Raw genomic sequence first — 22,800 nt, forward strand, 5'->3', positions numbered from 1 at the left:
AGTCTTGACAACGCCTTCGAAAAAGGAACATAAAAAGAATATAGAACAAATAAGGAACACGCTATGATCGCCTTCGCTAAGGATTTGCTCTCTCTTGTCGCGGTGTCGGGTTTCGTCCTCAGCCTCAGTCTTCTGATCCACGCGGTTTGATGCATCGTTTTCTGGGGATCTGACAGGTCTGGCCTTACCCCGCCGAACGGCGTGGGTTACCTCTTGTGCGAGGCGCGTTGAAGGCTTGGAGCGGGCGCAGTTAGCGAAGAAACCGGACTGTTCCTCCAAATCTGTGTCGAGCCGCGGTGCCGGAGCCAGGAAAGATGGGGTGATCGGCCATGACGGAACCGATGGAATGTGATCCGAAATTCGTTCACCTTCGGGTCCACAGCGCCTTTTCGCTGCTGGAAGGCGCGTTACGGCTGGATCAGATCATCCAGTTCGCCAAGAAGGACGGAGTACCGGCGATCGGGATCAGTGACACGAACAATTTGTTCGGGGCGCTGGAGTTTTCTGAAAAGGCAGCAAAGGCGGGCATACAGCCGATCATCGGATGTCAGCTCGACGTCGACTTCGGCGATACCGAGGCCGAGGAGCATGGCGGCCGCAAGGACCGGAATTTGGTGGCGATCGCGCCGCTGGTGTTGATCGCGGCGAGCGAGGCCGGATTTGCCAATCTCGTCGAAATCGTTTCGCTGGCTTATCTCGGGCATCCGGACAACCCCAAACCGCACATCTTGATCGATTGGCTGGCGGAGCGGGCCGAGGGGGTGATCGCCTTGACCGGCGGGCCGCTGGGGCCGATCGGCATGGCGCTTGCTGCAGACAGGGAGGCGCTCGCCCGGACCCGGCTGGAACGTCTCGCGGCAATCTTCGGCGACCGGCTCTATGTCGAATTGCAGCGCCAGGAAGGGCGAAGCCGCAAGGTGGAGGCCGGGACGGTCCAGCTTGCCTATGATTTCGCGCTGCCGTTGGTGGCGACCAATGAGCCGTTTTTTTTCGGCCTCGACGATTTCGAGGCTCATGACGCGCTAATCGCGGTGGCGAGCAACCGACTGGTCAGTCACGAGGATCGGCGCCGACTTTCGCGGGACCACAGCCTCAAATCGCAGGGCGAAATGGCGATGCTATTCGCCGATTTGCCGGAAGCGCTACAAAATACGGTTGAGATCGCCCGGCGTTGTTCCTACCGGCCAACGACGCGGCCGCCAATCCTGCCGCGTTTCGCCGGCGCGGACGCTGACCCGCTCGAGGCGGAGGCCGCGGAAACCACCGAACTTCGCCGGCAGGCCGTCGAAGGCTTGGAGAAGCGGCTGGCAGCGCATGGCCTGGCACCCAGCGAGACGGAGGCCAGCTACCGCGAGCGTCTGGATTTCGAGTTGTCGATCATCGAGCGCATGAAATTCCCGGGCTACTTCCTGATTGTCTCGGACTTCATCAAATGGGCCAAGGGGCAGGGGATTCCCGTGGGCCCCGGTCGCGGTTCGGGCGCCGGCTCGCTCGTCGCCTACTCCCTGACCATCACCGATCTCGACCCGCTGCGCTTCTCGCTACTCTTCGAGCGCTTCCTCAACCCCGAGCGCGTCTCGATGCCGGATTTCGATATCGATTTCTGCCAGGAGCGGCGCGAGGAAGTAATCCGCTACGTGCAAGACAAGTATGGGCGCGAGCAGGTCGGTCAGATCATCACCTTCGGAACGCTCCAGGCGCGGGCGGTGCTGCGCGACGTCGGCCGCGTGCTGGAAATGTCGTATGGCCAGGTGGACAAGCTCTGCAAGCTGGTACCCCAGAACCCCGCCAATCCGGTGACGCTCGCCCAGGCACTGGTTGAAGAGCCGCGTCTGCAGGAAGCGCGGGAGAAGGAAGAGATCGTCGACCGACTGATCTCGATCGCGCTGAAGCTGGAAGGGCTCTACCGGCATGCCTCGACCCACGCCGCCGGGATCGTCATCGGCGATCGTCCGCTGTCGCAGCTCGTGCCGATGTACCGCGATCCGCGCTCCGACATGCCGGTCACCCAGTACAATATGAAATGGGTCGAGCCGGCGGGCTTGGTCAAGTTCGACTTTCTGGGCCTGAAGACCCTGACGGTACTGCAGACGGCAGTGGAACTCATCGCCCGGAAGGGCATCAAGATCGATCTTTCGGCCATCCCGCTCGATGATGCCAAGAGCTACGAAATGATGACCCGCGGCGAGACCGTGGGTGTGTTCCAGGTGGAATCGGTCGGGATGCGCAAGGCGCTGATCGGTATGCGGCCGGACCGGTTCGAGGACATCATCGCCCTTGTCGCGCTCTATCGGCCGGGCCCGATGGAGAATATCCCGACCTACAACGCCCGCAAACATGGGGAGGAGGAGCCGGACTTCATTCACCCGATGATTGCGCCGATTCTGAAGGAGACGCAGGGCGTCATCATCTATCAGGAACAGGTGATGCAGATCGCGCAGGTGCTGGCGGGATACTCGCTTGGCGAAGCCGACCTCCTGCGTCGCGCCATGGGCAAGAAAATTCGCGCCGAAATGGACAAGCAACGTGTCCGGTTCGTCGAGGGCGCAGTCAAGAACGCCCTGGAGAAAGCCCAGGCGAACATGATCTTCGACCTGCTGGCCAAGTTCGCCGATTACGGCTTCAACAAGAGCCATGCGGCCGCTTACGCCTTGGTGGCGTATCAGACGGCCTATCTAAAGGCGAACCATCCGGTCGAATTCCTGGCCGCCTCGATGACCCTCGATGCGGGCAACACCGAAAAGCTCAATGATTTCCGCATGGATGCCATGAGGCTTGGGATCGCGGTCGTGCCGCCATCCGTCCAGACATCCTACAAATCCTTCGAGGTGGGTGAAAACCGCATCTTCTATGCGCTTGCCGCGATCAAGGGGGTCGGAGAACATGCGGTCGAGCACATCGTCGAGCGACGCGGCGACGTCGATTTCGCCTCGCTGGAGGATTTCTGCGCGCGGATCGACCCGAAGATCGTTAACAAGCGCACGCTCGAATTCCTCATCGCGGCGGGCGCACTCGACTGTTTCGGCCACGACCGATCGCTGTTGAGCGGCAATATCGACCTGATGGCCTCCTATGCGCTGCGTGTTCATGAGGGCCGGACATCGGGCCAGCACGACATGTTCGGCTCGGCCGGTGGCGCGCCGGAGCCGCTGCGGCTCAACCCCGGGCCGCTGTGGACGGCATCGGAGAAGTTGTTGCGGGAATTCCAGGCGATCGGCTTCTATCTGTCGGCCCACCCGCTGGACGAATATAGTGCGACGTTGAAGCGGTTGCGCGTGCAAACACACGCGGAAGTCGTCGCTGGTGTGAAACGTGGCGCGAGCGCCGGCAAACTCGCTGGTACGGTCACCTCGCGGCAGGAGCGCAAGACGCGGAGCGGCGGCAAGCTCGGAATCGTCCAATTGTCGGATCCCAGCGGCCAGTATGAGGTGGTGTTGTTCTCGGAAGCCCTCTACGCTTTTCGCGACATGCTCCAGCCCGGCACTTCGGTCATCGTGACGGTGTCGGCGGAGGAGCGGCCGGAGGGAATCTCGTTCCGCGTCCAGGCGGTTCAGTCGCTGGAAGACGAGGCGGTTCGCATGCAGAAATCGCTGCGCGTCTTCATGCGCGACGCCGTTCCGCTACAAAGTTTTCGCGGGCAGCTCCAGGGTGATGGCGACAGCGAGGTTTCGCTCGTTCTGGTCCGAGATGGGGGCGAACGGGAGATCGAGATCATGCTTCCGGGCCGCTACCGCGTCTCGCCGCAGATGGCCAGCGCCGTCAAGGCCGCGCCGGGCGTTCTCGACGTCGAGCTTCTATAGGCGTTTGAGGGGGCGGCCGCCCTCCGCGGAAGAGCCGATGTCTTTTCGTGGGCCGTTCTCGGGCTCCCGGAAAAGCGGGGCTTTTTCGCTTCGCCTCGGTGGGCGGGGCACTTCGGAGGCTAAGGCCTGTCGAAACGTATAGCCGGTCTCGATCGAGGCTTGGCCGAAACGGTCGCGCAAGCGATCAAGCGCCGCTTCCGCCTTGGCCCGCTTGGCGGCTCCCGGGTCGACAAGATCGTGGGGGTCGGCCTGGGCGGCTGGACGAAAATCCGCGCAGCCGATGCCGATGAGCCGGAACCGCGTTCCGTCGATCTCCTTTTCGATCAGGATGAGACCGGTTTCGAATATCCGATCGGCTAAACGCGTCGGATCGTGGAGCTTGCGGTTACGGGTGCGTGTCCTGAAATCCGCGGATTTCATCTTGAGGACGATCGTCGAAGCGGACAACTCGGTCGCCTTCAACCGCCGCGCGACCTTTTCGCTCAAGGCCCGCAGGACCGGCACAAGCTGGTCACGCGTCGATAGGTCGTGATTAAAGGTCGTTTCCGCAGAAATGCTCTTCATCTCGGCGCGCGGATCGACCGGACGGATGTCGATGCCGTGTGAGAGACTGAACAGGCGCTGTCCCATCCGCCCATATCTGTTGATGAGGTCGGCCTGGTTCATCGTCTGAAGCTGGCCGATGGTGCCGAGGCCGTCCCGCTGCAATGCCCGGTTCATGGCCTCGCCGACACCCCAGATCATCGAGATCGGCTTGTGGCGCAGGAACGTTGTGGTTTCGGCGCGGCCGATCACCGAAAACCCACGCGGCTTCTCCAGATCACTGGCAATCTTAGCGAGAAACTTGTTGTGCGACAGGCCGACCGAGACGCTGATGCCGAGCTCGTGTTCCACGTCCCGCGCGAGACGCGCGAGGGTCATGGCCGGCGGTTGGCCGTGGAGTCGTTCCGTGCCGCTCAGATCCAGGAAAGCCTCGTCGATCGACAGTGGCTCGACCAGCGGGGTGCTGGCCAGCATCATGGCTCGAACCGCGCGTCCCACCTCGGCGTATTTCGCCATGTTCGGTCGCAGCACAATGGCGTCCGGACACAGTTTCAGCGCCTTGAACATCGGCATGGCCGAGCGGACACCGCGGATGCGGGCGATATAACAGGCAGTCGCGACGACGCCTCGGGTCCCGCCACCGATGATCAGGGGCTGCTGACGCAGTTCCGGTCGATCACGCTTTTCGATCGCCGCGTAGAAGGCGTCGCAGTCGATGTGGGCAATGGTAAGCTCGGCCAGTTCGCTATGGCCGACGAGTCGCGGGCTGCCACAGGCGCGGCAACGTCGCCCGGCGGTATCGTCCCGGACCAGGCAGTCCCGACAAAAGCGCAGATGGAGCGGCGCGGACATCACGACCTCAGGCGATTCGGAGGCAAGATTAGCCCCGTCCACCAACAAAGGGAATTTCTGGGACTAAACACTTAGCGCGCTATCCAACGCAGCCGATGCCAAAATGCCCTCGATGATCCGCTCCGCCTCGCCCCATTCGGCGGCGGCATGTGCCCCGGCGGGAAGGGGCGGAAGATGCGGACGAAACACGGTGTTCGCCATCAGATGCAGCAGATGGACGGCTGGTGCGCTCTTGCGGACACCGGCAAGATTGAGTGGCAGGTCGTCGGCAAAAACGAGTGGACCGGGCCAGCGTTCGGAGAGTTCGGCGACGATCGCGCCCTTCGAGCGCTCGGTCGCGATCATCGGATAATGCAGGCCCTTGCTGTCGAGCAGAGCCCGTCGGTGAGGATAGTAGGAGGGCGTCATCGCCGTCAGGAACAGAATGTCCGCCCTGCTGGACAGCCGGTCCAGCGACGCCTCGACGCCGGCGACCAGCGTCTGGCGCGCCGCCTGGGTCTCGTAAAGAATCTCGGTGACCCGATCGAGCTGCGAACCCGACAGCGCGGCCCCGGTGGAGATTGAGCGGACATTGCCGGTGAGCTTGAAGCTTTCCGGGTGGAGGCGCGCGCCATGTTCCTCCAGCAATTGACCAAACGGTTCGATGAATTCGAGCACGACCTCGTCCACATCGAGCACCAGCAGGGCATCATGATTCTTGGCGAGGGATTCGATGGACGGACCGGCGGTGACGCTGGTTCGGGTCATGGAGATTCCCGCAAAGGGCCATCGTCCAATGCCCGCCGGGCCTCGGCGACGCGCGCGGGCCCGATCCCGGCATCCGCCGCGAACGCCGTCAGTGTCGGCTCGTGCGCGAGAATGAAATCGAGGACACCCGGCAGAAATCCCGGTGTGGCGGCGGCTTGACGCAACGCCGGGACCTCGAGCCCCGTCAGCGCCAGGAAGCGGTCAAACAGGGTACGGTCGCCGGCAATGTAGGACAGCGCGGTGACCGCGATCGCCTCCGCATCCTGGCTGCGCATTTCCGGGGCGCGAACGCCACCTCGCAACCATTTGTTATCGTTAAGAGATGGCAACCCGTCCATTCCCACTTCTTAAATCAAATCAGCGTAGAAGGGACCTCGATAGCGCAAGATCGCAAGTCGGTCGAGGCAAGGAGTATCACCATGGCGAAGACCGTGATGATCGTCGAAGACAACGAACTCAACATGAAGCTCTTTCGCGACCTGATCGAGGCGCATGGTTACGCGACCGTGCAGACTCGCAGCGGGCTGACCGCGATGGACCTCGCCCGCGAACATCGTCCTGACCTGATCCTGATGGATATCCAGCTTCCGGAAATCTCCGGCCTCGACGTGACGCGGGACCTGAAGGCCGATCCCGATCTGAGCAGGATACCTGTGATTGCGGTCACGGCCTTTGCGATGAAGGGCGACGAGGAGCGAATCCGTCAGGGCGGATGCGAAGCCTATATTTCGAAGCCGATCTCGGTCACCAAGTTCATCGACACCATCCGTTCCTTCCTGGGCGAAGCCTGAGGCGCGCGCGATGACCGCTCGAATCCTGCTTGTCGACGATATCGAGATGAACCTTCGCGTTCTCGAGGCGAGGTTGTCGGCCGAATACTACGATGTAATCACCGCGATGAGCGGCGCCGAGGCGCTGGAGATCTGCCGAAGCCAGCCCATCGATCTTGTACTCCTCGATGTGATGATGCCGGAGATGGACGGCTTCGAGGTCTGCCGACAGCTGAAGGCCGATCCGCGCACAACGTATCTTCCCATCGTCTTGATTACGGCCCTCGATCAGCCCTCCGACCGGCTTGCCGGGCTCGAAGCGGGCGCCGACGATTTTCTGACCAAGCCCGTTCGCGATCTGCCGCTGTTCTCGCGGGTCCGCAGTCTAACGCGCCTCAAGCTGGTGACTGACGAATTGCGGCGCCGCGCCGAAACGGCGATCAACCTCGTCGCGGAGGATCATGCCGGCGACGGGCGCGAGGCGCTCGCCAGGCTTGCATTCTACGGGGAGGATGCCGACGAGACGCGGCGGATCCAGAAATATCTGAAGGGTGCCGTGCGGGTCGAGGCCGTCGCGGACGCGGCGAGCTTGATCGCCGCCGCCGTCAATGGCGCCGCCGACGCGGTGTTGATCGACATGGCGGCGAAAGCGGTCAATCCATTGCGGCTGGTATCGCAGTTGCGGTCGAAGGAGGCGTCGCGGCTCCTGCCGGTGCTGGCGATTGCGGCGGCAGAAGACGACGAAACAGCTGCCCGTGCCCTGGAACTGGGTGCCAACGACTACATCCAGCGTCCGCTCGACCGCCACGAACTCGTCGCCCGCATCCGGACCCAAATGCGACGCAAGCGCAACGACGAGCGCCTTCGGCAATCGGTCGAACAGACGATCGAGCTGGCCCTGTCCGACTCCCTGACGGGGCTGCATAACCGCCGCTTCTTCGAGACCCATCTCGCCACGGCCGTGCATCGCGCCCGCACCACCGGAGCGAGCTTCTCGGTGCTGATCGCCGACATCGATCACTTCAAGCGCGTCAACGACGGCTGGGGGCACGAGGCGGGCGATCGCGTGCTCAAGCAGTTTTCCGCACGGCTGAGCGATTGCCTGCGTTCCAGCGATCTGGCCTGTCGGTTCGGCGGGGAGGAGTTCGCGATCCTGATGATGGATGCCGACTTCGACACCGCCTTGTCGATCGCCGATCGCGTCCGTCGTAGCGTATGCGAAACACCCTTCGACATTGGCGGCGAGTTGCTCGACGTGACCGTCAGCGAAGGCTTTGCCGTCTTCGACGCCGCGCGCGACGACGCGGCGAGTTTGGTCAGACGGGCCGACCAGGCACTTTATGCAGCCAAGCGCGGTGGCCGTAACCGGGTCGGCACCGCGGCGGCAGCTTGAAAAGCGGCCCACATTGCACCGGCGTGAGCCGACTCGGTCCCGCCGGAACACATGGTGTCTAAGCCCCTCAACTTCAAAAGTATCGGCCTCGTGCCCTGGGGGCGCGTGCGGATGAGCGTAAACCGCAGCATCCTGAGGCCGCTTCGAACGTAGGCGGTACAAAACGGCCTTAACCATTTCTTAAAAGTCTAGGGCCAATGGCGCGCAATGTCGTTGCAATTGAATCGGTTCTGGGCGAATCTCCAGACAGAAATCGAAGGTCAAGAGCTAAATGAAGACCTTCGAAGCTACCCCCATGGAATGCTCAGGTCCGCCGCATCTCCTGGGTCCCGTGGGGAGGTCGGTCGGTAGCGTGCGCATGCGGTTTCCTCGTACCGTTGCATGTTGCCGGCCGGCCACTTTTTTGTGGCGTCCCCCCCGCCGACGATTCTCTATCCTCGTTGCTGCTGATATCGCGCGTCGTTCGCCCGATGCCGTTCGGCGAAGCCGTGCGTGCCATCGCCTGTCTCGCCGTGGCCTGTGGCCCGGCGGCGCATGGCGGGATGAACCACACTCCAAAACCAAAAGCGCCGCTCCGTTGCCGGAGCGGCGCCATCATCGGTCAATCGTGCCGAAAATTACTTAATCTTCGCCTCACGAAACTCGACGTGCTTGCGCGCGACCGGATCGTACTTGGTCTTCACCATCTTCTCGGTCATTGTGCGGCTGTTCTTGCTCGTGACATAGAAGAAGCCGGTGTCGGCCGTCGAGAGGAGCTTGATCTTGATGGTGGTTGCCTTCGCCATGGCCTTATCCGTTCGCTGATGCGCGTCGTCATTTTCAATCGAACCGGGCGCGGGCCACTTCGATACACTACGACTGCGGCTGAAACTGTTTCGGCTTGTGGAGCTAACGGCATAGCAGCCGACACACCACGCACCCACGCGCCGTCGCGATGCGACGGCGAATTCGACGCGGACCATAGCCAAGCTTGCCGGCAAGTCAAGCCCGTCTCGCCCACGCAATTCGCCCCAGCGTAAGGACGAGGTAGAGGCCGAAAAAGAGGGCAAGCGCCCAGGCGAATCCGTTGGCTCCGAACAGATCCATGGAGGAACCGATGGTCTGCGGTCCGATGAGCATCCCAGCCGAATAACAGAAGATGAAGGCGGCATTCGCAGAGGCGAGTTCGGATCCGGCGAGCTTCGATCCCAGATGCGCCAGCCCCACCGTGTAAAGGCCGGCTACGACGCCGCCCCACAGAAACAGGAGCGTGGCCATCAGCAGCCAGTCCTGGGCGACCAAGGGCAGAGACAGGGTGCCGACTAGTCCGATCAGGGCGAAGAGCGACAACAGGCTGCGGCGATCCCGGACACGGTCGGACACAAGGCCGATCGGAATCTGCATCAGGACATTGCCGAGGCCGATCGCGGTCAGGAGCAAGGCGGCGGACGATTCCGAAAAGCCAAGCCGTTCGCCATAGATTGGAAACAGCGCGAAGCCACCTGCCTCCACGGCTCCGAAGATCAGCACGGCGCCCGTGGCCGTCGGGACGGCGAATATGTACCGCCAGAAGGAGCCGCGTTGACGCTCTCCCAGTGCGGGTTGTCGATTCCAGGCGAAGAACAAGGGAATGGCCGAGGCAAAAATGACGCCAGCGCCGATCGCGAAGGGCAGGATTCCCGTCGAGCCGACTTGCGAGAAGATGAACGGTCCGGCGGCGAAGCCAAGCGACAGGACGGTGGCGTAGATGCCTAGCACGAAACCGCGCTTGCCAGGCGGCGCCGCCGCGGTGATCCAGAATTCCGAGAGGACGAACAGCGCGGTGATCGCGAAGTGGAAAATCAGCCGTAGCGGGAACCAGGTCCAGAAAGGTGTCAGGACATAGAAGCCGAGAGCCGAGATGCCCGAGAGCGCGATGGCAATCAGCATCGACAGGCGAACGCCGAGGCGGCGCGCGATCGGTGTGATCAAGGGCGCCGCCAGGAGCGAGGCGATGCCTGCGACGGCGGTGTTGGCGCCGATCAGGCTCGCCGAGATTCCCCGTCGTTCGAGAACGACGCTAAGCAGAGGCAGGCCGAGGCCAAGGGCGATCCCGACCGCGCTGATCGAAGCGATCGCGGCGCCGGCCGAGACCCAGTCGACTTGTTCGACCTCGTGTTCGGCTTGTGCGACGATGTCATCGGGTGTCCATTTGTCCATCCGGCGGGTCCGTCATGCCCCTCAGAGAAAGTCGCGGACGAATCGGCCGTGTACGGCACGGTAAAACGGCATCGGACACGTCGAGTCGCGCCACGATCCGTCGGTCATCCGCGCGCCCAGATCCGCAAGGACCCGCAAGGTGATGGCGGCGAGGGACAGTTCCTTGACCTGATCGAAGGTGAACCACTCGACCGCTTCCAGTTCGTCGGTGGGGAGCTCATCGAGCGACGGCCCGTGCGACATCTCGGTAGCGGACACACAGAAAAAGCGGGTGTCGTAGCGCCGAGGCCGTCCCGGCGGTGTGATCGCGCGCGCCAGCGGCACGAGCCGTCCGGGGTCCGGGCGGATTCCGCGTTCGGCGAACATGCCCCAAAAGCCCGTCGCCCGGCTTTCGAATGCGCCAGGCGCCCCCACCATGGCGCCGGCTTCCTCGAACGTCTCGCGAATCGCAGCGAGGGCGGTTGCGGTCGCACGGCGGGAATCGAACCTCGCCGGCGGCCCTGCGCAGAGCCGCGCAAGGGCGGGTTCGGGGAGGGTAAAGGCCGAAGCCAGGGCGAGGTCCGCAGCATCCACCCGGCCGCCGGGAAAGACATAGCGGCCCGGCATGAACACATGCGTGGCTGCTCGTCGCCCCATCAAGAGGCGCGGTGCCGGGCCAGTCTCATCGACAATGATCAATGTTCCCGCGTCGCGCGGGCGCTGCTTGAGTCCGGCAGGCCGCTGGCCGTCGAGCCGCACTCGTCCGGCGTCCGGCGCCGCCATGGCTCCGGTCTCGCTCAACCGTATGAACCCGCGTCGGCGTCGCCGCCGAATCCGCCGAGACGCAACGCCCATTGCAATGCGATGGTCGCGCCCTTCAACGGCTGAAGCAGCGCCAGCGACAGGAGGAGTGTGATCGGGACCCAAATCGCCAGATGTGTCCACATGGAAAGCGTTACGGCACGCTCCACGAACATGAACAGGCCGACCACGATATGGCCGACGATGAACACCGTCAGATAGGGCGGCAGGTCGTCGGCGCGGTGATGGTGAATTTCCTGGTGGCAGACCGCGCAGGTGTCGACGCTCTTGAGGTAGCCGCTGAAGAGCTTGCCCACGCCGCAATTGGGGCACCGGCAACGAAGGCCCTTGAGCAGCGCCGGCCCCACCGGCCGTTCGCTGTCGGGACTGTTTGCCCGGACCGCGAAATCGCTATTGATCATCTGCTGGCTCATCGCCGTCTCCTGGCCTTCCCCGCGACGTTCTTGTCGCGTCCCGTGGAGCGTCGCCGTCCGGCTGCCTTGTGGAAGGAACCGGTGGTACGCGGCAGTCCGCGCGGCTCGCTCAACATCTCGAACTGCATCGATCCGGCAAGCGGCAGCGCCTCCTTGAGGCGCACCTTTACCGAATCGCCTAGGCGATAGCCATGGCCGCTCCGGTCGCCGACCAGCGAGCGGCCCACCTCGTCATAATGGAAGAACTCGTTTCCGAGCGTCGAGATGGGCACGAAACCATCCGCCCCGAAGGCCGGTAGGACGACGAACAGCCCAGCCTTGGTCACGCCGGTAATCCGCCCGTCGAAATCTTGGCCGGCGCGATCGGCGAGGTGGTGGGCGATCAGCCTGTCCACGGTGTCGCGTTCCGCCGCCATGGCACGACGTTCGGCGCGCGAGATGGCCTCGGCGGTCTGTTCCAGGGTCTCTTCGTCCTCGCGGCTCAGTCCACCCTCGCCAAGGCCGAGCGCGGTGATCAGCGCCCGGTGAACGATGAGATCGGCATAGCGACGAATCGGCGAGGTGAAGTGGGCGTAGCGAACGAGGTTGAGTCCGAAATGACCGATGTTCTCGGGTGAGTAGACCGCCTGCGATTGCGATCGCAGTACCACCTCGTTGACGAGACTCTCGTGCTCGCTCGCCTTGACCTGGGTGAGGATGCCGTTGAAATGCGATGGCCGCAGCGAGCCGCTTTTGGCCAACGATATCTCCAGCGTCCGCAGGAAGTCGCGCAATGATTCAAGCTTGGCGAGCGAGGGCGCGTCGTGGGCCCGGTAGATCAATGCCTGGCGCTTCGCTTCGAGCGTTTCGGCCGCGGCCACATTGGCCAGGATCATGAACTCCTCGATCAGCCGGTGGGCGTCGAGGCGCGGCGGCACGACGACCTTGTCGACATGCCCGTCCGGCCCCAGGACGATCTTCTTCTCCGGCAGGTCGAGATCCAGAGGTTGCCGGCGCGCGCGCTCCGCCTTGGCGAGGCCATAAGCTTTCCAGAGCGGCTTCAGCATGTCGTCGACGACCGTCGGATGCACGTCACCCGGCGCACCGTCGATCGCCGCCTGGGCCGCCTCGTAGGACAGTTTGGCGTGGCTTTTCATCATGATGCGGTGGAAGCTGTGACGCCGTTTTTCGCCATGAGCCCCGAGTGTCATCCGGACGGCGAGGGCGGGCCGGTCCACTCCCTCGCGCAGCGAGCAGAGTTCGTTCGAAATGCGCTCCGGGAGCATCGGCACGACGCGATCCGGGAAATAGACCGAATTGCCGCGAAGCCGGGCCTCGCCGTCGAGCTTCGAGCCTGGGCGGACATACAGCGCGACATCCGCGATAGCGACCGTAACGACCATGCCGCCGGGATTGGCGGGATCGTCATCCTCCGCCGCATGCACGGCGTCGTCATGGTCCTTGGCGTCGGCCGGATCGATGGTGACGAGAGGCAGACGCCGCCAGTCCTCGCGGTCCTTCATGGTTGCCGGGCCGGCGGCTTCGGCTTCGGTGATCACCGCTTTCGGAAAGACATGCGGGATGGAGTGGGCATGCAGCGCGATGGTCGAAATCGCGCGCTCGGAGTTCATCGAGCCGACGACCTCGACGATCGTGGCGACCGGAAGCCCTGTGCGATGGCGCGGCCCCGGTGCGATCTCCACCAGATCGCCGTCCTTGGCGCGGTTCGTGTCGCCCGCCCGCACGGTATATTCGAGTTGCTTGCGTTCGACCGGTTCGACGCGGCCGCCACCGCCCGGTTGCGCGCGGAACACCCCGAGCGCCAGAGTCTTCTGCCGTTCCAGTACGCGGATCACGCGGGCGATTTTCGCGCCGCTCTCATCCTCGTCGATCCGCGCCAGGATACGCTCGCCAAGGCCGGCGGCCGCGCCCTTGTCACGATCCTGGCGAACGGGCAGGCGAGGGCGCTCGCCATCTCTTTCCTCGTCCCAGTCCGCGGGTTCGGCGATCAGCCCGCCATCATCGTCACGGCTGCGGATTTCGAGAACCGCCACGTCCGGCAATGCTCCCGGCGTCGAAAACCGTTTCCGGCCGCCTGCGAGCACGCCCTCGGCCTGCAGGTCGGCGAGGAGATCCTTCAGGGCGATGCGCTCATCGCCCTTGACCTGAAAGGCCTTGGCGATGTCGCGCTTGGACGACCGGCCGGGGTTGTCCGCGATGAAGCGGAGCACCGCCTCCCGGCTCAATTCCGGTCGCGTTTCGCTCCGAGGCCGACCCCGCGCCATCGGATCAGTCCGCGTCCCAGGGCAGTGAATCATCACCGACCACTGAGGATTCGGTGGGTGGCTTCTTGGCCGCCCTGCTCTTGGCGGGTGACTTCGCTGCCGCCTTCTTGGTTGGCGCCTTGCCGTCTACAGCAGTCTTGGCGGCGGCGGTCTTCGCTTTTGGCTTGGCGGCCGTCTTGGGCTTGCTCTTGCTGGCAGCCTTCTTCGCCGGACCCTTCTTGCCGGTCTTTTCCGCCCGATCGTTGAGCAGCTGGATCGCTTCCTCCAGCGTCACGCTCGCCGGATCCTTGCCCTTCGGCAGCGTGGCGTTGATCTTACCGGTGTTGACATAGGGGCCGAAACGACCGTCGCGCACGGTGATCTCGCCGCCAAGCTGCGGGTGTTCGCCGAGCGTCGCCAGAGCCGCCGGCTTGCCGCGACCGCGACCACCGTTCTCCTTCTTTTCGGCGATCACCGTAACGGCCCGGTTGAGCCCGACCTCGAACACATCCTCGATGGTTTCCAGGTTCGCGTACATGCCGTCATGCTGCAGAAACGGACCGTAGCGGCCGAGGCCAGCGAGGATCGGCTTGCCGCTCTCGGGATGAAGTCCGACCTCGCGCGGCAGCGACAAGAGCCGCAAGGCCTTTTCCAGATCGATCTCGGCCGGCTGCCAACCCTTCGGCAGGGACGAACGCTTGGCTTCCTTGCCTTCGCCGCGCTGGACGTAGGGCCCGAAGCGGCCGCTGCGCAGCGTCACCGGGTCACTGGTTTCCGGATCGACGCCCAGATCCTTGGGACCCTCTGCTTCATCGCCGTTCCCGTTCCCCGAAAGGCTGGTGCCGAGCTGCCGGGTAAAGCCGCATTCGGGATAGTTCGAACAGCCGACGAAGGCGCCGAACTTGCCGAGCTTCAGCGACAGCTTACCATCGCCGCAACGCGGGCAGGCGCGAGGCTCGGTGCCATCCTCCTTGGGCGGGAACACCAGCGGCCCTAGTTCCTCGTTCAGGGCGTCGAGGACATCGGAGACCCGCAACTCCTTGGTTCCGTCCACATGGGTCGAGAAGTTCTGCCAGAACTCGCGCAGGACGTCCTTCCAGGCCAATTTTCCGGCGGAGATGAGATCGAGCTTCTCCTCCAGTTCGGCGGTGAAATCATACTCGACATAACGCTCGAAGAAATTGTGCAGGAAGGCGGTGACCAACCGGCCCTTGGCCTCGGGCAGAAGCTTGCGCTTTTCATGGACAACGTATTCACGGTCCTGCAGCGTCTGCAGCGTCGAGGCATAGGTCGACGGGCGGCCGATGCCGAGTTCTTCCATCCGCTTGATCAGCGATGCCTCCGAGTAACGTGGCGGTGGCTCGGTGAAGTGCTGCGAGGTGTCGATGGCGCGCTTGGCGAGGTCTTCGTTCGCCAGGATCTCCGGCAGCCGAGCCGAATCGTCGTCGTCATCGCCGGCATCCGGAGCGCGACTATCGTCGCGATGGTCGACATAGGCGCCAATGAAGCCGTCGAACTTGATGACCTGACCGGTCGCGCGCAACGTCGCACTCTTGCCGCTCCCCGTCGCGAGGATGTCGACGGTCGTGCGTTCGATTTCGGCCGACGTCATCTGGCTGGCGATGCAGCGTTTCCAGATCAGGTCGTAGAGGCGCGCCTGGTCGCGATCGAGATAGCGCTCGACATCCTTCGGCGCGCGGCCGAATTCCGTCGGGCGAATGGCTTCGTGGGCCTCCTGAGCGTTCTTGGCCTTGGTCGCATAGTAGCGCGGCTTTTCCGGCACATAGCGCTCGCCGAAATTGGCGCCGATGGATTTGCGGGCATCCGCAATCGCTTCCGGCGCCATCTGGACGCCGTCGGTTCGCATATAGGTGATCAGGCCGACTGTTTCGCCGCCGACGTCGACGCCTTCGTAGAGCTTCTGCGCGACCTGCATGGTTCGCGAGGCCGAAAAGCCGAGCTTGGCCGAGGCGGCTTGCTGCAATGTCGAGGTGGTAAAGGGCGGCCCGGGATTGCGTTTCGTCGGCTTGGATTCGACGCTGTCGACGCGGTAGGTCGCGCTTTCGAGCATCGAACGGACCACCGAGGCACGCTCCTCGTTGCCGATCGACAGTTTCTGCAGCTTTTCGCCCTCGAAGACGGTCAGGCGCGCCTTGAATTCATCGCTGCGCGGCGTCGCGAGCTGGGCTGAAATCTGCCAATATTCGTCGGGCTTGAAGCGCTCGATCTCCGCTTCCCGGTCGCAGATGAGCCGCAACGCCACCGACTGGACGCGGCCGGCGGACCGGGCACCCGGCAGCTTGCGCCAGAGTACCGGCGACAGGGTAAAGCCGACCAGATAGTCGAGTGCCCGGCGCGCGAGGTAGGCGTCGACCAGCGGTTCGTCGATTTGCCGCGGATTGGCCATCGCATCCAGCACGGCCTTCTTCGTGATGGCATTGAAAACGACGCGGCTGACCGGTTTCTTGCCGATCGCCTTCTTCTGCCGCAGCACCTCCAGAACATGCCAGGAGATCGCTTCGCCTTCGCGATCGGGATCGGTGGCGAGAACCAAGCCGTCCGCAGCCCGGACCGCCTGGGCGATCTCGGTCAGCCGCTTTTGGGAGGGCTTTGCGACCTCCCAGCTCATCTCGAAATCCTCGTCCGGCCGCACGGATCCGTCTTTCGGCGGCAGATCGCGGACATGGCCGTAGGAAGCGAGAACCTTGTAGTTTCCGCCGAGATATTTGTTGATCGTCTTCGCTTTAGCAGGCGATTCAACGATGACGACATCCATAGAGATTATGTCCTGGCAGGAGAAAACGCGTGTCGGCGGAGGAATGCACGGCGGAGGATGGCGGCATTCCGGCTGTCGACCGTCCCGTCACATGGACAGTCCGGCGCGGACGGTCAACCCCAGCCGGGAACATGGACGGCAGGCTTGCAACCACAGGGCGTAATTCTCTATAGTTGCACATCTCGACCAAGCTTAGTGCCGCCGAGGCTTGGTCGGTGAAATCGGCTCGATCCCGGGGAGTTTCGTCATCCATGTCAGCTAATCCAACCAATCAACGGGAGAATCTTCAATATGTCCGGGATATGCTGGAGCAATTAAAAGTTGTATCTGGGGCCAGGGATGGGTCGATCCTCGGATATTTGATGGACATGGCCCGACTCGAAGCCGAGCAACAGATCGGTTCTTCGGCCGAGACATCAAAGAAGCAGTGACACCCGGCCATTCGCATGCCGTTCGAGGCGACCAGCAAGATCGAGTTCAAGCAAGACCAACTGAACTGCGCCGGGCGTCGATCCGGTGTGAATGATGATGTCGTCGATCTCGATGGGGGTTGATCCGAGAGTTTCGATGATGCGCTCGCGTTCCCCTTCGGCCGGTTCATCGGCCGGTCCGCTTCCGGCGGGCTCTTCCAACGCGACGTCGTCGCCAGGCGGCGTCATCCGGGCGTCGAGCGGCCGCAGCGCGGCGATTACATCGCCTGCATCGGTCGCCAAGATCGCGCCCTCCTTGAGAAGGCCGTTGGTGCCCGCCGCGCGAGGATCGAGCGGCGATCCGGGAACGGCGAAGACGAGCCGGCCCATTTCTGCGGATAAGCGGGCACTGATGAGGGAGCCGGACCGCGTTGCCGCTTCCACCACCAAAAGCCCAAGCGCCATCCCGGCAACCAAACGGTTGCGACGGGGAAAGTCCCTGGCACGCGGCTCCCAGCCGAAGGGCATTTCGGAGATGAGGCAGCCGTCAGCATCGATGATCTGTCGCATCAGCGGTCGGTTTTCGCTCGGATAGGGCCGGTCAAGACCACCGGCGAAAACTCCTATCGTACCGGTCGAGAGCGATGCCTCATGCGCCGCGGCGTCGATCCCGCGTGCAAGGCCGGAAACGACCGCATAGCCGGCTCTACCGAGTCCGGTAGCGAACCGCCCGGTCAACTTGATACCAGAGAGTGAGGCGTTGCGAGCGCCCACGATGGCGACCGCCGGGCGGGCCAGGACCTCCGAGCCGCCCATCACGGCCAAGACCGGCGGCGCCTGCTCGGTACGACGCAGCAGGACCGGATAGTCCGGCTCACCGAGGCAGACGAACCGCGCGCCGAGCCGCTCGGCCCTCGCCATCTCGTCTTCGACGGCGGCAAGGCTGGCCACCTTGATTTTTCGACCGCCACGCGCGGCCAACTCCGGCAGTGTCTCCAGCGCCGCTTCGGCGCCGCCGTACCGATTGATGAGCGCGCGAAACGTCGCGGGGCCGACATTCTCGCTGCGGATCACGCGCAGCCATGCGAGACGCGTGGCCAAGGGGAGCGGGACGCCGACCTTCGGAGCGTCCGCGGGACTCACCCCTTGGCTCCGATTTTGCCTTCCTTACCGGAGAGCAGCCGGCGAATGTTCGCATGGTGCTTGATATAGACCAGCAGCGTCAGCACTGCGGTAAGCGTCGCGGCCGTCTCAAGGCCGAGCGCGAAATAGGCGGGCGGCACCACCAGCGTCGCGGCGAGGGCGGCGAGTGATGAATAGCGCGAGAGATAAGCGACCGACAGCCAGACGGCCGCGAAGATCAGCACGCCGATCGGTGCGATGCCCAGCAAGATGCCGAGATAGGTGGCGACGCCCTTGCCGCCCTTGAAGCCCAGCCAGACCGGAAACAGGTGGCCGAGGAACGCGCCAAAGCCAGCGAACGCTGCCGGCACCTCTCCCCAGACGGTCGCGGCGACGACAACGGGCACCGTCCCCTTGAGGATATCGCCCGCGAGTGTCAGCGCCGCCATTTTCTTGTTGCCGGTGCGCAGCGCGTTGGTCGCGCCGATATTGCCTGAGCCGATCTTGCGGAGGTCGCCGAGGCCGAACAGCTGCGCGAAGATGAGGCCGAACGGAATCGTGCCGCTGAGATAACCACCGACAAGCGCCGCAGCGATGATCAGGCTCGTCCCCCCGTCACTCCCCAAATTCAGCCCCCGCTTGCTTCCGTTGCCGAGAAGACTGTGCGGCCCGCGAGGAAGGTTCGCAAGACCCGGCCCTGGAAGCGGGCGTTTTCGAACGCCGTGTTCTTCGAGCGCGAATGGATCGCATCCTCGCTGAAGATGAAGGGCGCGTCTAGGTCCACGAGGACCATGTCCGCCGGCCGGCCGGGAACGAGCGTGCCGCGGTCGAGACCGAGCAAGACCGCAGGCGCCAAGGTTAGCGTCTCGACGAGCCGAAGCAGCGGGACCTGTCCGGCGTGGTACAGCCGCAGTGCTGCAGGCAGGAGGGTTTCCAGCCCGATGGCGCCGCTCTCGGCCTCGGCGAAGGGACGGCGTTTGCCATCGGCGTCCTGCGGGTCGTGGGAGGAGACGACGATGTCGATCGTTCCGTCCGCCAGCGCTGCGACCATCGCGGAGCGGTCATCCTCGCTGCGCAACGGCGGCGACAGGCGGAAATAAGTCCGGTACTCGCCGATGTCGTTTTCGTTCAGCGAGAGATGGTTGATCGAGACGCCGGCAGTCGCCCTGATGCCACGCCGCTTGGCGCGCCTAATGACGTCGGCCGATTCGCCAAGCGAAATCTTGGCTGCATGATAGCGGCACGCCGTGAGGGCGGCGAGCCGCAAATCCCGCTCCAGCGGGATGATTTCGGCCTCGGCCGGCGCGCCCGGCAAACCCAACCAGGAGGCGAGAAGGCCTTCGTTCATGACGCCGTCGCCGCTGAGTGCGGCGTCCTGGGTTTCGTGCATGACAAGCGCGTCGAAATCGCGCGCATAGGTCATGATCCGGCGCAGCAGCGCCGGGTTCGCGATGGTTCGACGGCCGTCGGTGAACGCGCGGACGCCCGCGTTGGACAGTAGGCCGATCTCTGTCATCTCCTCCCCCTTCAGACCGCGGGTCAAAGCCGCTGCGGGAAAGACATTGACGGATGCAGTATCGCGCGCAGTCCGCATGACGAATTCGGCGATGGCGACATCGTCGACCACCGGATTGGTGTCGGGCATGGTCAGGATCGACGTCACGCCGCCGGCCGCCGCCGCCGCGGAGGCGGACGCGATCGTCTCACGGTGCTCGCCGCCAGGCTCGCCGATGAACACCCGGGCGTCGACGAGGCCCGGCAAGATCACGAGTCCACGCCCGTCGATGACTTCCGCCCCATCCGGTCGTCCCTGGTTCAGTGCGTCGGCGCCACAGGCGATGATCACGCCGTCCGCAACGATGACGGAGCCGACAGCGTCGAGCGATCGCGCCGGATCGACGATTCGAACCCGTTCGATGAGGAGGGGGCGAAGCGGGTCGCTCATACCGTATCCTCCGGACCGCCGATCAGGGCCTCCATGACGGCCATGCGAACGGCGACGCCCATCTCGACCTGTTCCTCGATGACGCTTTGCGGACCGTCGGCGATCTCCGAGGCGATCTCGACCCCGCGATTCATCGGCCCCGGATGCATGACCAGCGCATCCGGCTTGGCAATCTTCAGCTTGTCTGAGTCGAGGCCGAAATAGCGGAAATACTCGCGCACCGACGGCACGAAGGAGCCGGCCATGCGCTCGCGCTGGAGCCGCAGCATCATCACCACGTCGGCATCTTTCAGGCCGTCCGCCATCCGGCGGTGAACCTCGACGCCCATCTGCTCGATGCCGCGCGGCAAAAGGGTCGAGGGCGCGACCATCCGGACCTGAGCGCCCAGCGCGTTCAGCAGGAGAATGTTCGAGCGGGCGACGCGGCTGTGCAAGACGTCGCCGCAGATCGTCACGATGAGCCCCGCTATCCGCCCCTTTCGCCGCCGGATGGTCAGGGCGTCGAGCAACGCCTGGGTTGGGTGCTCATGGGCTCCGTCGCCGGCATTGACCACGGAACAGGCCACCTTCTGGGCGAGCAGCGCGACGGCGCCCGCCGAGTGGTGCCGCACGACGAGAATATCAGGTCGCATGGCGTTCAGCGTCATCGCCGTGTCGATCAGTGTCTCGCCTTTTTTGACGGACGAGTTCGCGACGGACATGTTCATGACGTCGGCACCGAGACGCTTGCCGGCGAGTTCGAACGAGGCCTGGGTTCGAGTCGATGCCTCGAAGAAGAGATTGATCTGGGTCCGCCCCTTGAGGGTCGACTTTTTCTTGTCTCGGCGGCGGCCGACGGCGACCTCCGCTTCGGCGAGATCGATCAACTGCTCGATCTCATGCGGCTGCAGGCTGGCAATGCCGAGCAGGTGCCGCTGGGCAAATGCGGGAAAGGAAGAGGTCGCGTTCATAAAAACCACGCCTATAGGCAATCGTGGGTTTTGCGGCAAGGATCGTCATGGCGAGCCAATCGAACGAGGAGGCTGATGTGGCCGAAACGACATTTCAGACCCATGAGGTGGTCAACCAGTCTTCCGATCACGCCGGGTTCAATGCCTTTCGAAGCGACCCGCTGCTGCGGCTTCTCGCGGCCGAGTTCGGCGACGCGACGCTCCTGTCGCTCGAGCAGCACGGACGGTTCTGCGGTTCCGCCGAGGCCCACGACCTTGCCCGCCTCGCCAATACCGAACCGCCGAAGTTGCGTCGTTTCGACGAGAAGGGCCGTCGGCTGGAACTCGTCGATTATCATCCTGCCTATCATGCGTTGATGCGCCGATCGATCGCGGACGGCTTGCACGCGTCGCTGTGGAGCGGTCCGGCCGAGGAGGAGGGCGTTCGCCACCGCGCGCGTGCGGCGCGCTTCTACATGACGGCTGGTGTCGAATGCGGTCATTTGTGCCCGATAACGATGACCAGCGCCGCGGTCGCACCGCTGGCCGCGGCGCCGGGCGTGCGGGATGCGTGGCTGCCGGTGATCGCGACCCGGCAGTACGACCCCGGTATCAAGCCGCCGCTGACGAAGGCTGGCGTCACGCTCGGCATGGGCATGACGGAGAAGCAGGGCGGGACGGACGTTCGCGCCAACACCTCGCGGGCGATCGAAGCCGGAGACGGCCGCTACCGCATCACGGGCCACAAATGGTTCATGTCCGCGCCGATGTCGGATGCGTTCCTTATCCTCGCACAGACCGGCGACGGTCTGACCTGTTTCCTGATGCCGCGGCGGCGCGACGACGGTTCGCTCAACGGCCTTTGCATTCAGCGGCTCAAGGACAAGCTCGGCAATCGCTCCAATGCCTCGGCGGAGGTCGAGTTCGTTGACGCTGAGGCGATCCGGATCGGCGATTCCGGGAGGGGCGTGCGCACGATCATCGACATGGTCACGCTGACGCGCCTCGACTGCGCACTCGCCTCCGCCGGACTGGTGCGTGGCGCGCTCGCCGAAGCGGTGCATCATTGTCGGGAACGCCGGGTGTTCGGCAATGTCCTGGTCGATCAGCCCCAGATGATCCGGGTGCTCGCCGACATGGCTCTGGACGTTGCCGGTGCGACGGCGCTGTCGTTGCGCCTGGCCGAGGCCTTCGACCGACGGGCGGGGGAGGAAGAGAACGCCGGTGAGGCGGCCTGGGCGCGGGTCATGACGCCGGTGACGAAATACTGGGTGTGCAAGATGGCGCCCGCGCTCACCTACGAAGCGATGGAGTGTCTCGGCGGCAATGGCTATGTCGAGGACGGGCGGCTCGCCAGAGCCTATCGGGAGGCGCCGGTGAACGCCATCTGGGAAGGCTCGGGCAATGTCATGGCGCTCGACCTCGCGCGGGTGCTGCGGCAGGACCCGGACGCCTTCGAGACGGTGATCGGGATGATTGAAACGGATATGGGCGCCACGGCGGGCGGGACGCCAGGCGTCCTGCGCGCGGCGCTGTCGATGGCCCTGTCGGACGAAGGCGCGTGCCGGCTGCTTGCCGAGCAACTGGCGCTCGCCGGGGCGACCGCCGCGTTGCGTCGTCTGAGCGCTGCGCGCGCCGCCGATGCCTTCGCCGATACACGGCTGGGCGGCGTGTTCCGCCACACCTACGGGATGCTCGATCTGCGTCACGACTCCCGCGCCATCGTCGACGCACTTTATCCGCCGATCCGCTGACGACGAAATCCTTCGGGCTTCCGGCAACCCGCTGGCGGCGTGGAGAGTTGTTCCAGAACCGGGGAGAAATCGGGGACGAGGTCCGGAACCATTAAGGTTAACGTCCGGTATCGGTTGCGGCGGT

The 22,800-nt window shown here is 64.1% G+C and carries 17 protein-coding genes; 4 read left to right on the top strand and 13 right to left on the bottom strand.

The window, feature by feature from the left end:
* Window positions 1-329 precede the first annotated feature (329 nt).
* Complete coding sequence (dnaE, locus tag ING15_RS06905; RefSeq protein WP_206454049.1) at window positions 330-3,800, top strand: DNA polymerase III subunit alpha; 3,471 nt, start codon at window positions 330-332, stop codon at window positions 3,798-3,800.
* Here the strand turns inward: dnaE and ING15_RS06910 are convergent.
* The 3 genes from ING15_RS06910 to ING15_RS06920 all read right to left on the bottom strand — a co-directional run bounded on the left by ING15_RS06910 (window position 3,795) and on the right by ING15_RS06920 (window position 6,217).
* Complete coding sequence (locus ING15_RS06910) at window positions 3,795-5,195, bottom strand: DNA polymerase IV (protein WP_206454050.1); 1,401 nt, start codon at window positions 5,193-5,195, stop codon at window positions 3,795-3,797. The two genes, dnaE and ING15_RS06910, sit on opposite strands and share 6 nt — an antisense overlap.
* A gap of 63 nt (window positions 5,196-5,258) precedes the next feature.
* A complete protein-coding gene (locus ING15_RS06915; RefSeq protein ID WP_206454051.1) occupies window positions 5,259-5,942 on the bottom strand; it encodes a globin family protein in 684 nt (227 codons plus the stop codon).
* Entirely contained in the window at window positions 5,939-6,217 is a 279-nt protein-coding gene (locus ING15_RS06920) for a DUF3572 domain-containing protein (RefSeq protein ID WP_206454132.1), read from the bottom strand. Before ING15_RS06920 ends, ING15_RS06915 begins: the two co-directional genes overlap by 4 nt.
* 144 nt (window positions 6,218-6,361) lie before the next feature.
* Here ING15_RS06920 and ING15_RS06925 point away from each other — a divergent pair, with 144 nt between their 5' ends.
* Window positions 6,362-6,733 (top strand): response regulator, encoded by a 372-nt coding sequence (locus ING15_RS06925; RefSeq protein WP_206454052.1) that lies wholly within the window; start codon window positions 6,362-6,364, stop codon window positions 6,731-6,733.
* 10 nt (window positions 6,734-6,743) lie between these two features.
* Complete coding sequence (locus ING15_RS06930; RefSeq protein ID WP_206454053.1) at window positions 6,744-8,105, top strand: PleD family two-component system response regulator; 1,362 nt, start codon at window positions 6,744-6,746, stop codon at window positions 8,103-8,105.
* A gap of 617 nt (window positions 8,106-8,722) precedes the next feature.
* On the opposite strand, the gene rpmG is transcribed toward ING15_RS06930, so the two are convergent.
* The 10 genes from rpmG to ING15_RS06980 all read right to left on the bottom strand — a co-directional run bounded on the left by rpmG (window position 8,723) and on the right by ING15_RS06980 (window position 20,943).
* Window positions 8,723-8,890 carry a 50S ribosomal protein L33 gene (gene rpmG, locus ING15_RS06935; protein WP_206454054.1) on the bottom strand — a complete coding sequence of 56 codons (168 nt, stop codon included), beginning with the start codon at window positions 8,888-8,890 and terminating at the stop codon, window positions 8,723-8,725.
* 196 nt (window positions 8,891-9,086) lie between these two features.
* Window positions 9,087-10,283 (bottom strand): MFS transporter, encoded by a 1,197-nt coding sequence (locus ING15_RS06940; protein ID WP_206454055.1) that lies wholly within the window; start codon window positions 10,281-10,283, stop codon window positions 9,087-9,089.
* 21 nt (window positions 10,284-10,304) lie between these two features.
* Complete coding sequence (locus ING15_RS06945; protein ID WP_206454056.1) at window positions 10,305-11,063, bottom strand: NUDIX domain-containing protein; 759 nt, start codon at window positions 11,061-11,063, stop codon at window positions 10,305-10,307.
* Window positions 11,060-11,497, bottom strand: coding sequence for a DUF983 domain-containing protein (locus ING15_RS06950; protein ID WP_206454057.1), 438 nt, complete (start codon window positions 11,495-11,497; stop codon window positions 11,060-11,062). Before ING15_RS06950 ends, ING15_RS06945 begins: the two co-directional genes overlap by 4 nt.
* Window positions 11,494-13,761, bottom strand: a complete 2,268-nt coding sequence (gene rnr, locus ING15_RS06955) for a ribonuclease R (protein ID WP_206454058.1) — start codon at window positions 13,759-13,761, stop codon at window positions 11,494-11,496. The genes ING15_RS06950 and rnr overlap by 4 nt, the downstream gene beginning before the upstream one ends.
* Window positions 13,762-13,765: 4 nt before the next feature.
* Window positions 13,766-16,516, bottom strand: a complete 2,751-nt coding sequence (gene topA, locus ING15_RS06960) for a type I DNA topoisomerase (RefSeq protein WP_206454059.1) — start codon at window positions 16,514-16,516, stop codon at window positions 13,766-13,768.
* A 416-nt stretch (window positions 16,517-16,932) separates the two neighbouring features.
* Window positions 16,933-18,069 carry a DNA-processing protein DprA gene (dprA, locus tag ING15_RS06965; RefSeq protein WP_206454060.1) on the bottom strand — a complete coding sequence of 379 codons (1,137 nt, stop codon included), beginning with the start codon at window positions 18,067-18,069 and terminating at the stop codon, window positions 16,933-16,935.
* Window positions 18,066-18,674, bottom strand: coding sequence for a glycerol-3-phosphate 1-O-acyltransferase PlsY (plsY, locus tag ING15_RS06970; RefSeq protein WP_206454061.1), 609 nt, complete (start codon window positions 18,672-18,674; stop codon window positions 18,066-18,068). Before plsY ends, dprA begins: the two co-directional genes overlap by 4 nt.
* A gap of 2 nt (window positions 18,675-18,676) precedes the next feature.
* Entirely contained in the window at window positions 18,677-19,993 is a 1,317-nt protein-coding gene (locus ING15_RS06975; protein WP_206454062.1) for a dihydroorotase, read from the bottom strand.
* Window positions 19,990-20,943: an aspartate carbamoyltransferase catalytic subunit gene (locus tag ING15_RS06980; RefSeq protein WP_206454063.1), complete on the bottom strand. Its 954-nt coding sequence runs from the start codon at window positions 20,941-20,943 to the stop codon at window positions 19,990-19,992. The genes ING15_RS06975 and ING15_RS06980 overlap by 4 nt, the downstream gene beginning before the upstream one ends.
* 47 nt (window positions 20,944-20,990) lie before the next feature.
* Between ING15_RS06980 and ING15_RS06985 the strand changes: the two genes are divergently transcribed.
* Entirely contained in the window at window positions 20,991-22,676 is a 1,686-nt protein-coding gene (locus ING15_RS06985) for an acyl-CoA dehydrogenase family protein (RefSeq protein ID WP_206454064.1), read from the top strand.
* Window positions 22,677-22,800: the final 124 nt, after the last annotated feature.

This window comes from Aurantimonas marina (assembly GCF_017183135.1).
GTDB classification, from domain to species: Bacteria; Pseudomonadota; Alphaproteobacteria; order Rhizobiales; family Rhizobiaceae; genus Aurantimonas; species Aurantimonas marina.

Coding starts and splice junctions, on each gene's coding strand:
- dnaE (WP_206454049.1), top strand. CDS start 330: ATGACGGAACCGATGGAATGTGATCCGAAATTCGTTCACCTTCGGGTC.
- ING15_RS06910 (WP_206454050.1), bottom strand. CDS start 5,195: ATGTCCGCGCCGCTCCATCTGCGCTTTTGTCGGGACTGCCTGGTCCGG.
- ING15_RS06915 (WP_206454051.1), bottom strand. CDS start 5,942: ATGACCCGAACCAGCGTCACCGCCGGTCCGTCCATCGAATCCCTCGCC.
- ING15_RS06920 (WP_206454132.1), bottom strand. CDS start 6,217: ATGCGCAGCCAGGATGCGGAGGCGATCGCGGTCACCGCGCTGTCCTAC.
- ING15_RS06925 (WP_206454052.1), top strand. CDS start 6,362: ATGGCGAAGACCGTGATGATCGTCGAAGACAACGAACTCAACATGAAG.
- ING15_RS06930 (WP_206454053.1), top strand. CDS start 6,744: ATGACCGCTCGAATCCTGCTTGTCGACGATATCGAGATGAACCTTCGC.
- rpmG (WP_206454054.1), bottom strand. CDS start 8,890: ATGGCGAAGGCAACCACCATCAAGATCAAGCTCCTCTCGACGGCCGAC.
- ING15_RS06940 (WP_206454055.1), bottom strand. CDS start 10,283: ATGGACAAATGGACACCCGATGACATCGTCGCACAAGCCGAACACGAG.
- ING15_RS06950 (WP_206454057.1), bottom strand. CDS start 11,497: ATGAGCCAGCAGATGATCAATAGCGATTTCGCGGTCCGGGCAAACAGT.
- rnr (WP_206454058.1), bottom strand. CDS start 13,761: ATGGCGCGGGGTCGGCCTCGGAGCGAAACGCGACCGGAATTGAGCCGG.
- topA (WP_206454059.1), bottom strand. CDS start 16,516: ATGGATGTCGTCATCGTTGAATCGCCTGCTAAAGCGAAGACGATCAAC.
- ING15_RS06975 (WP_206454062.1), bottom strand. CDS start 19,993: ATGAGCGACCCGCTTCGCCCCCTCCTCATCGAACGGGTTCGAATCGTC.
- ING15_RS06980 (WP_206454063.1), bottom strand. CDS start 20,943: ATGAACGCGACCTCTTCCTTTCCCGCATTTGCCCAGCGGCACCTGCTC.
- ING15_RS06985 (WP_206454064.1), top strand. CDS start 20,991: ATGGCGAGCCAATCGAACGAGGAGGCTGATGTGGCCGAAACGACATTT.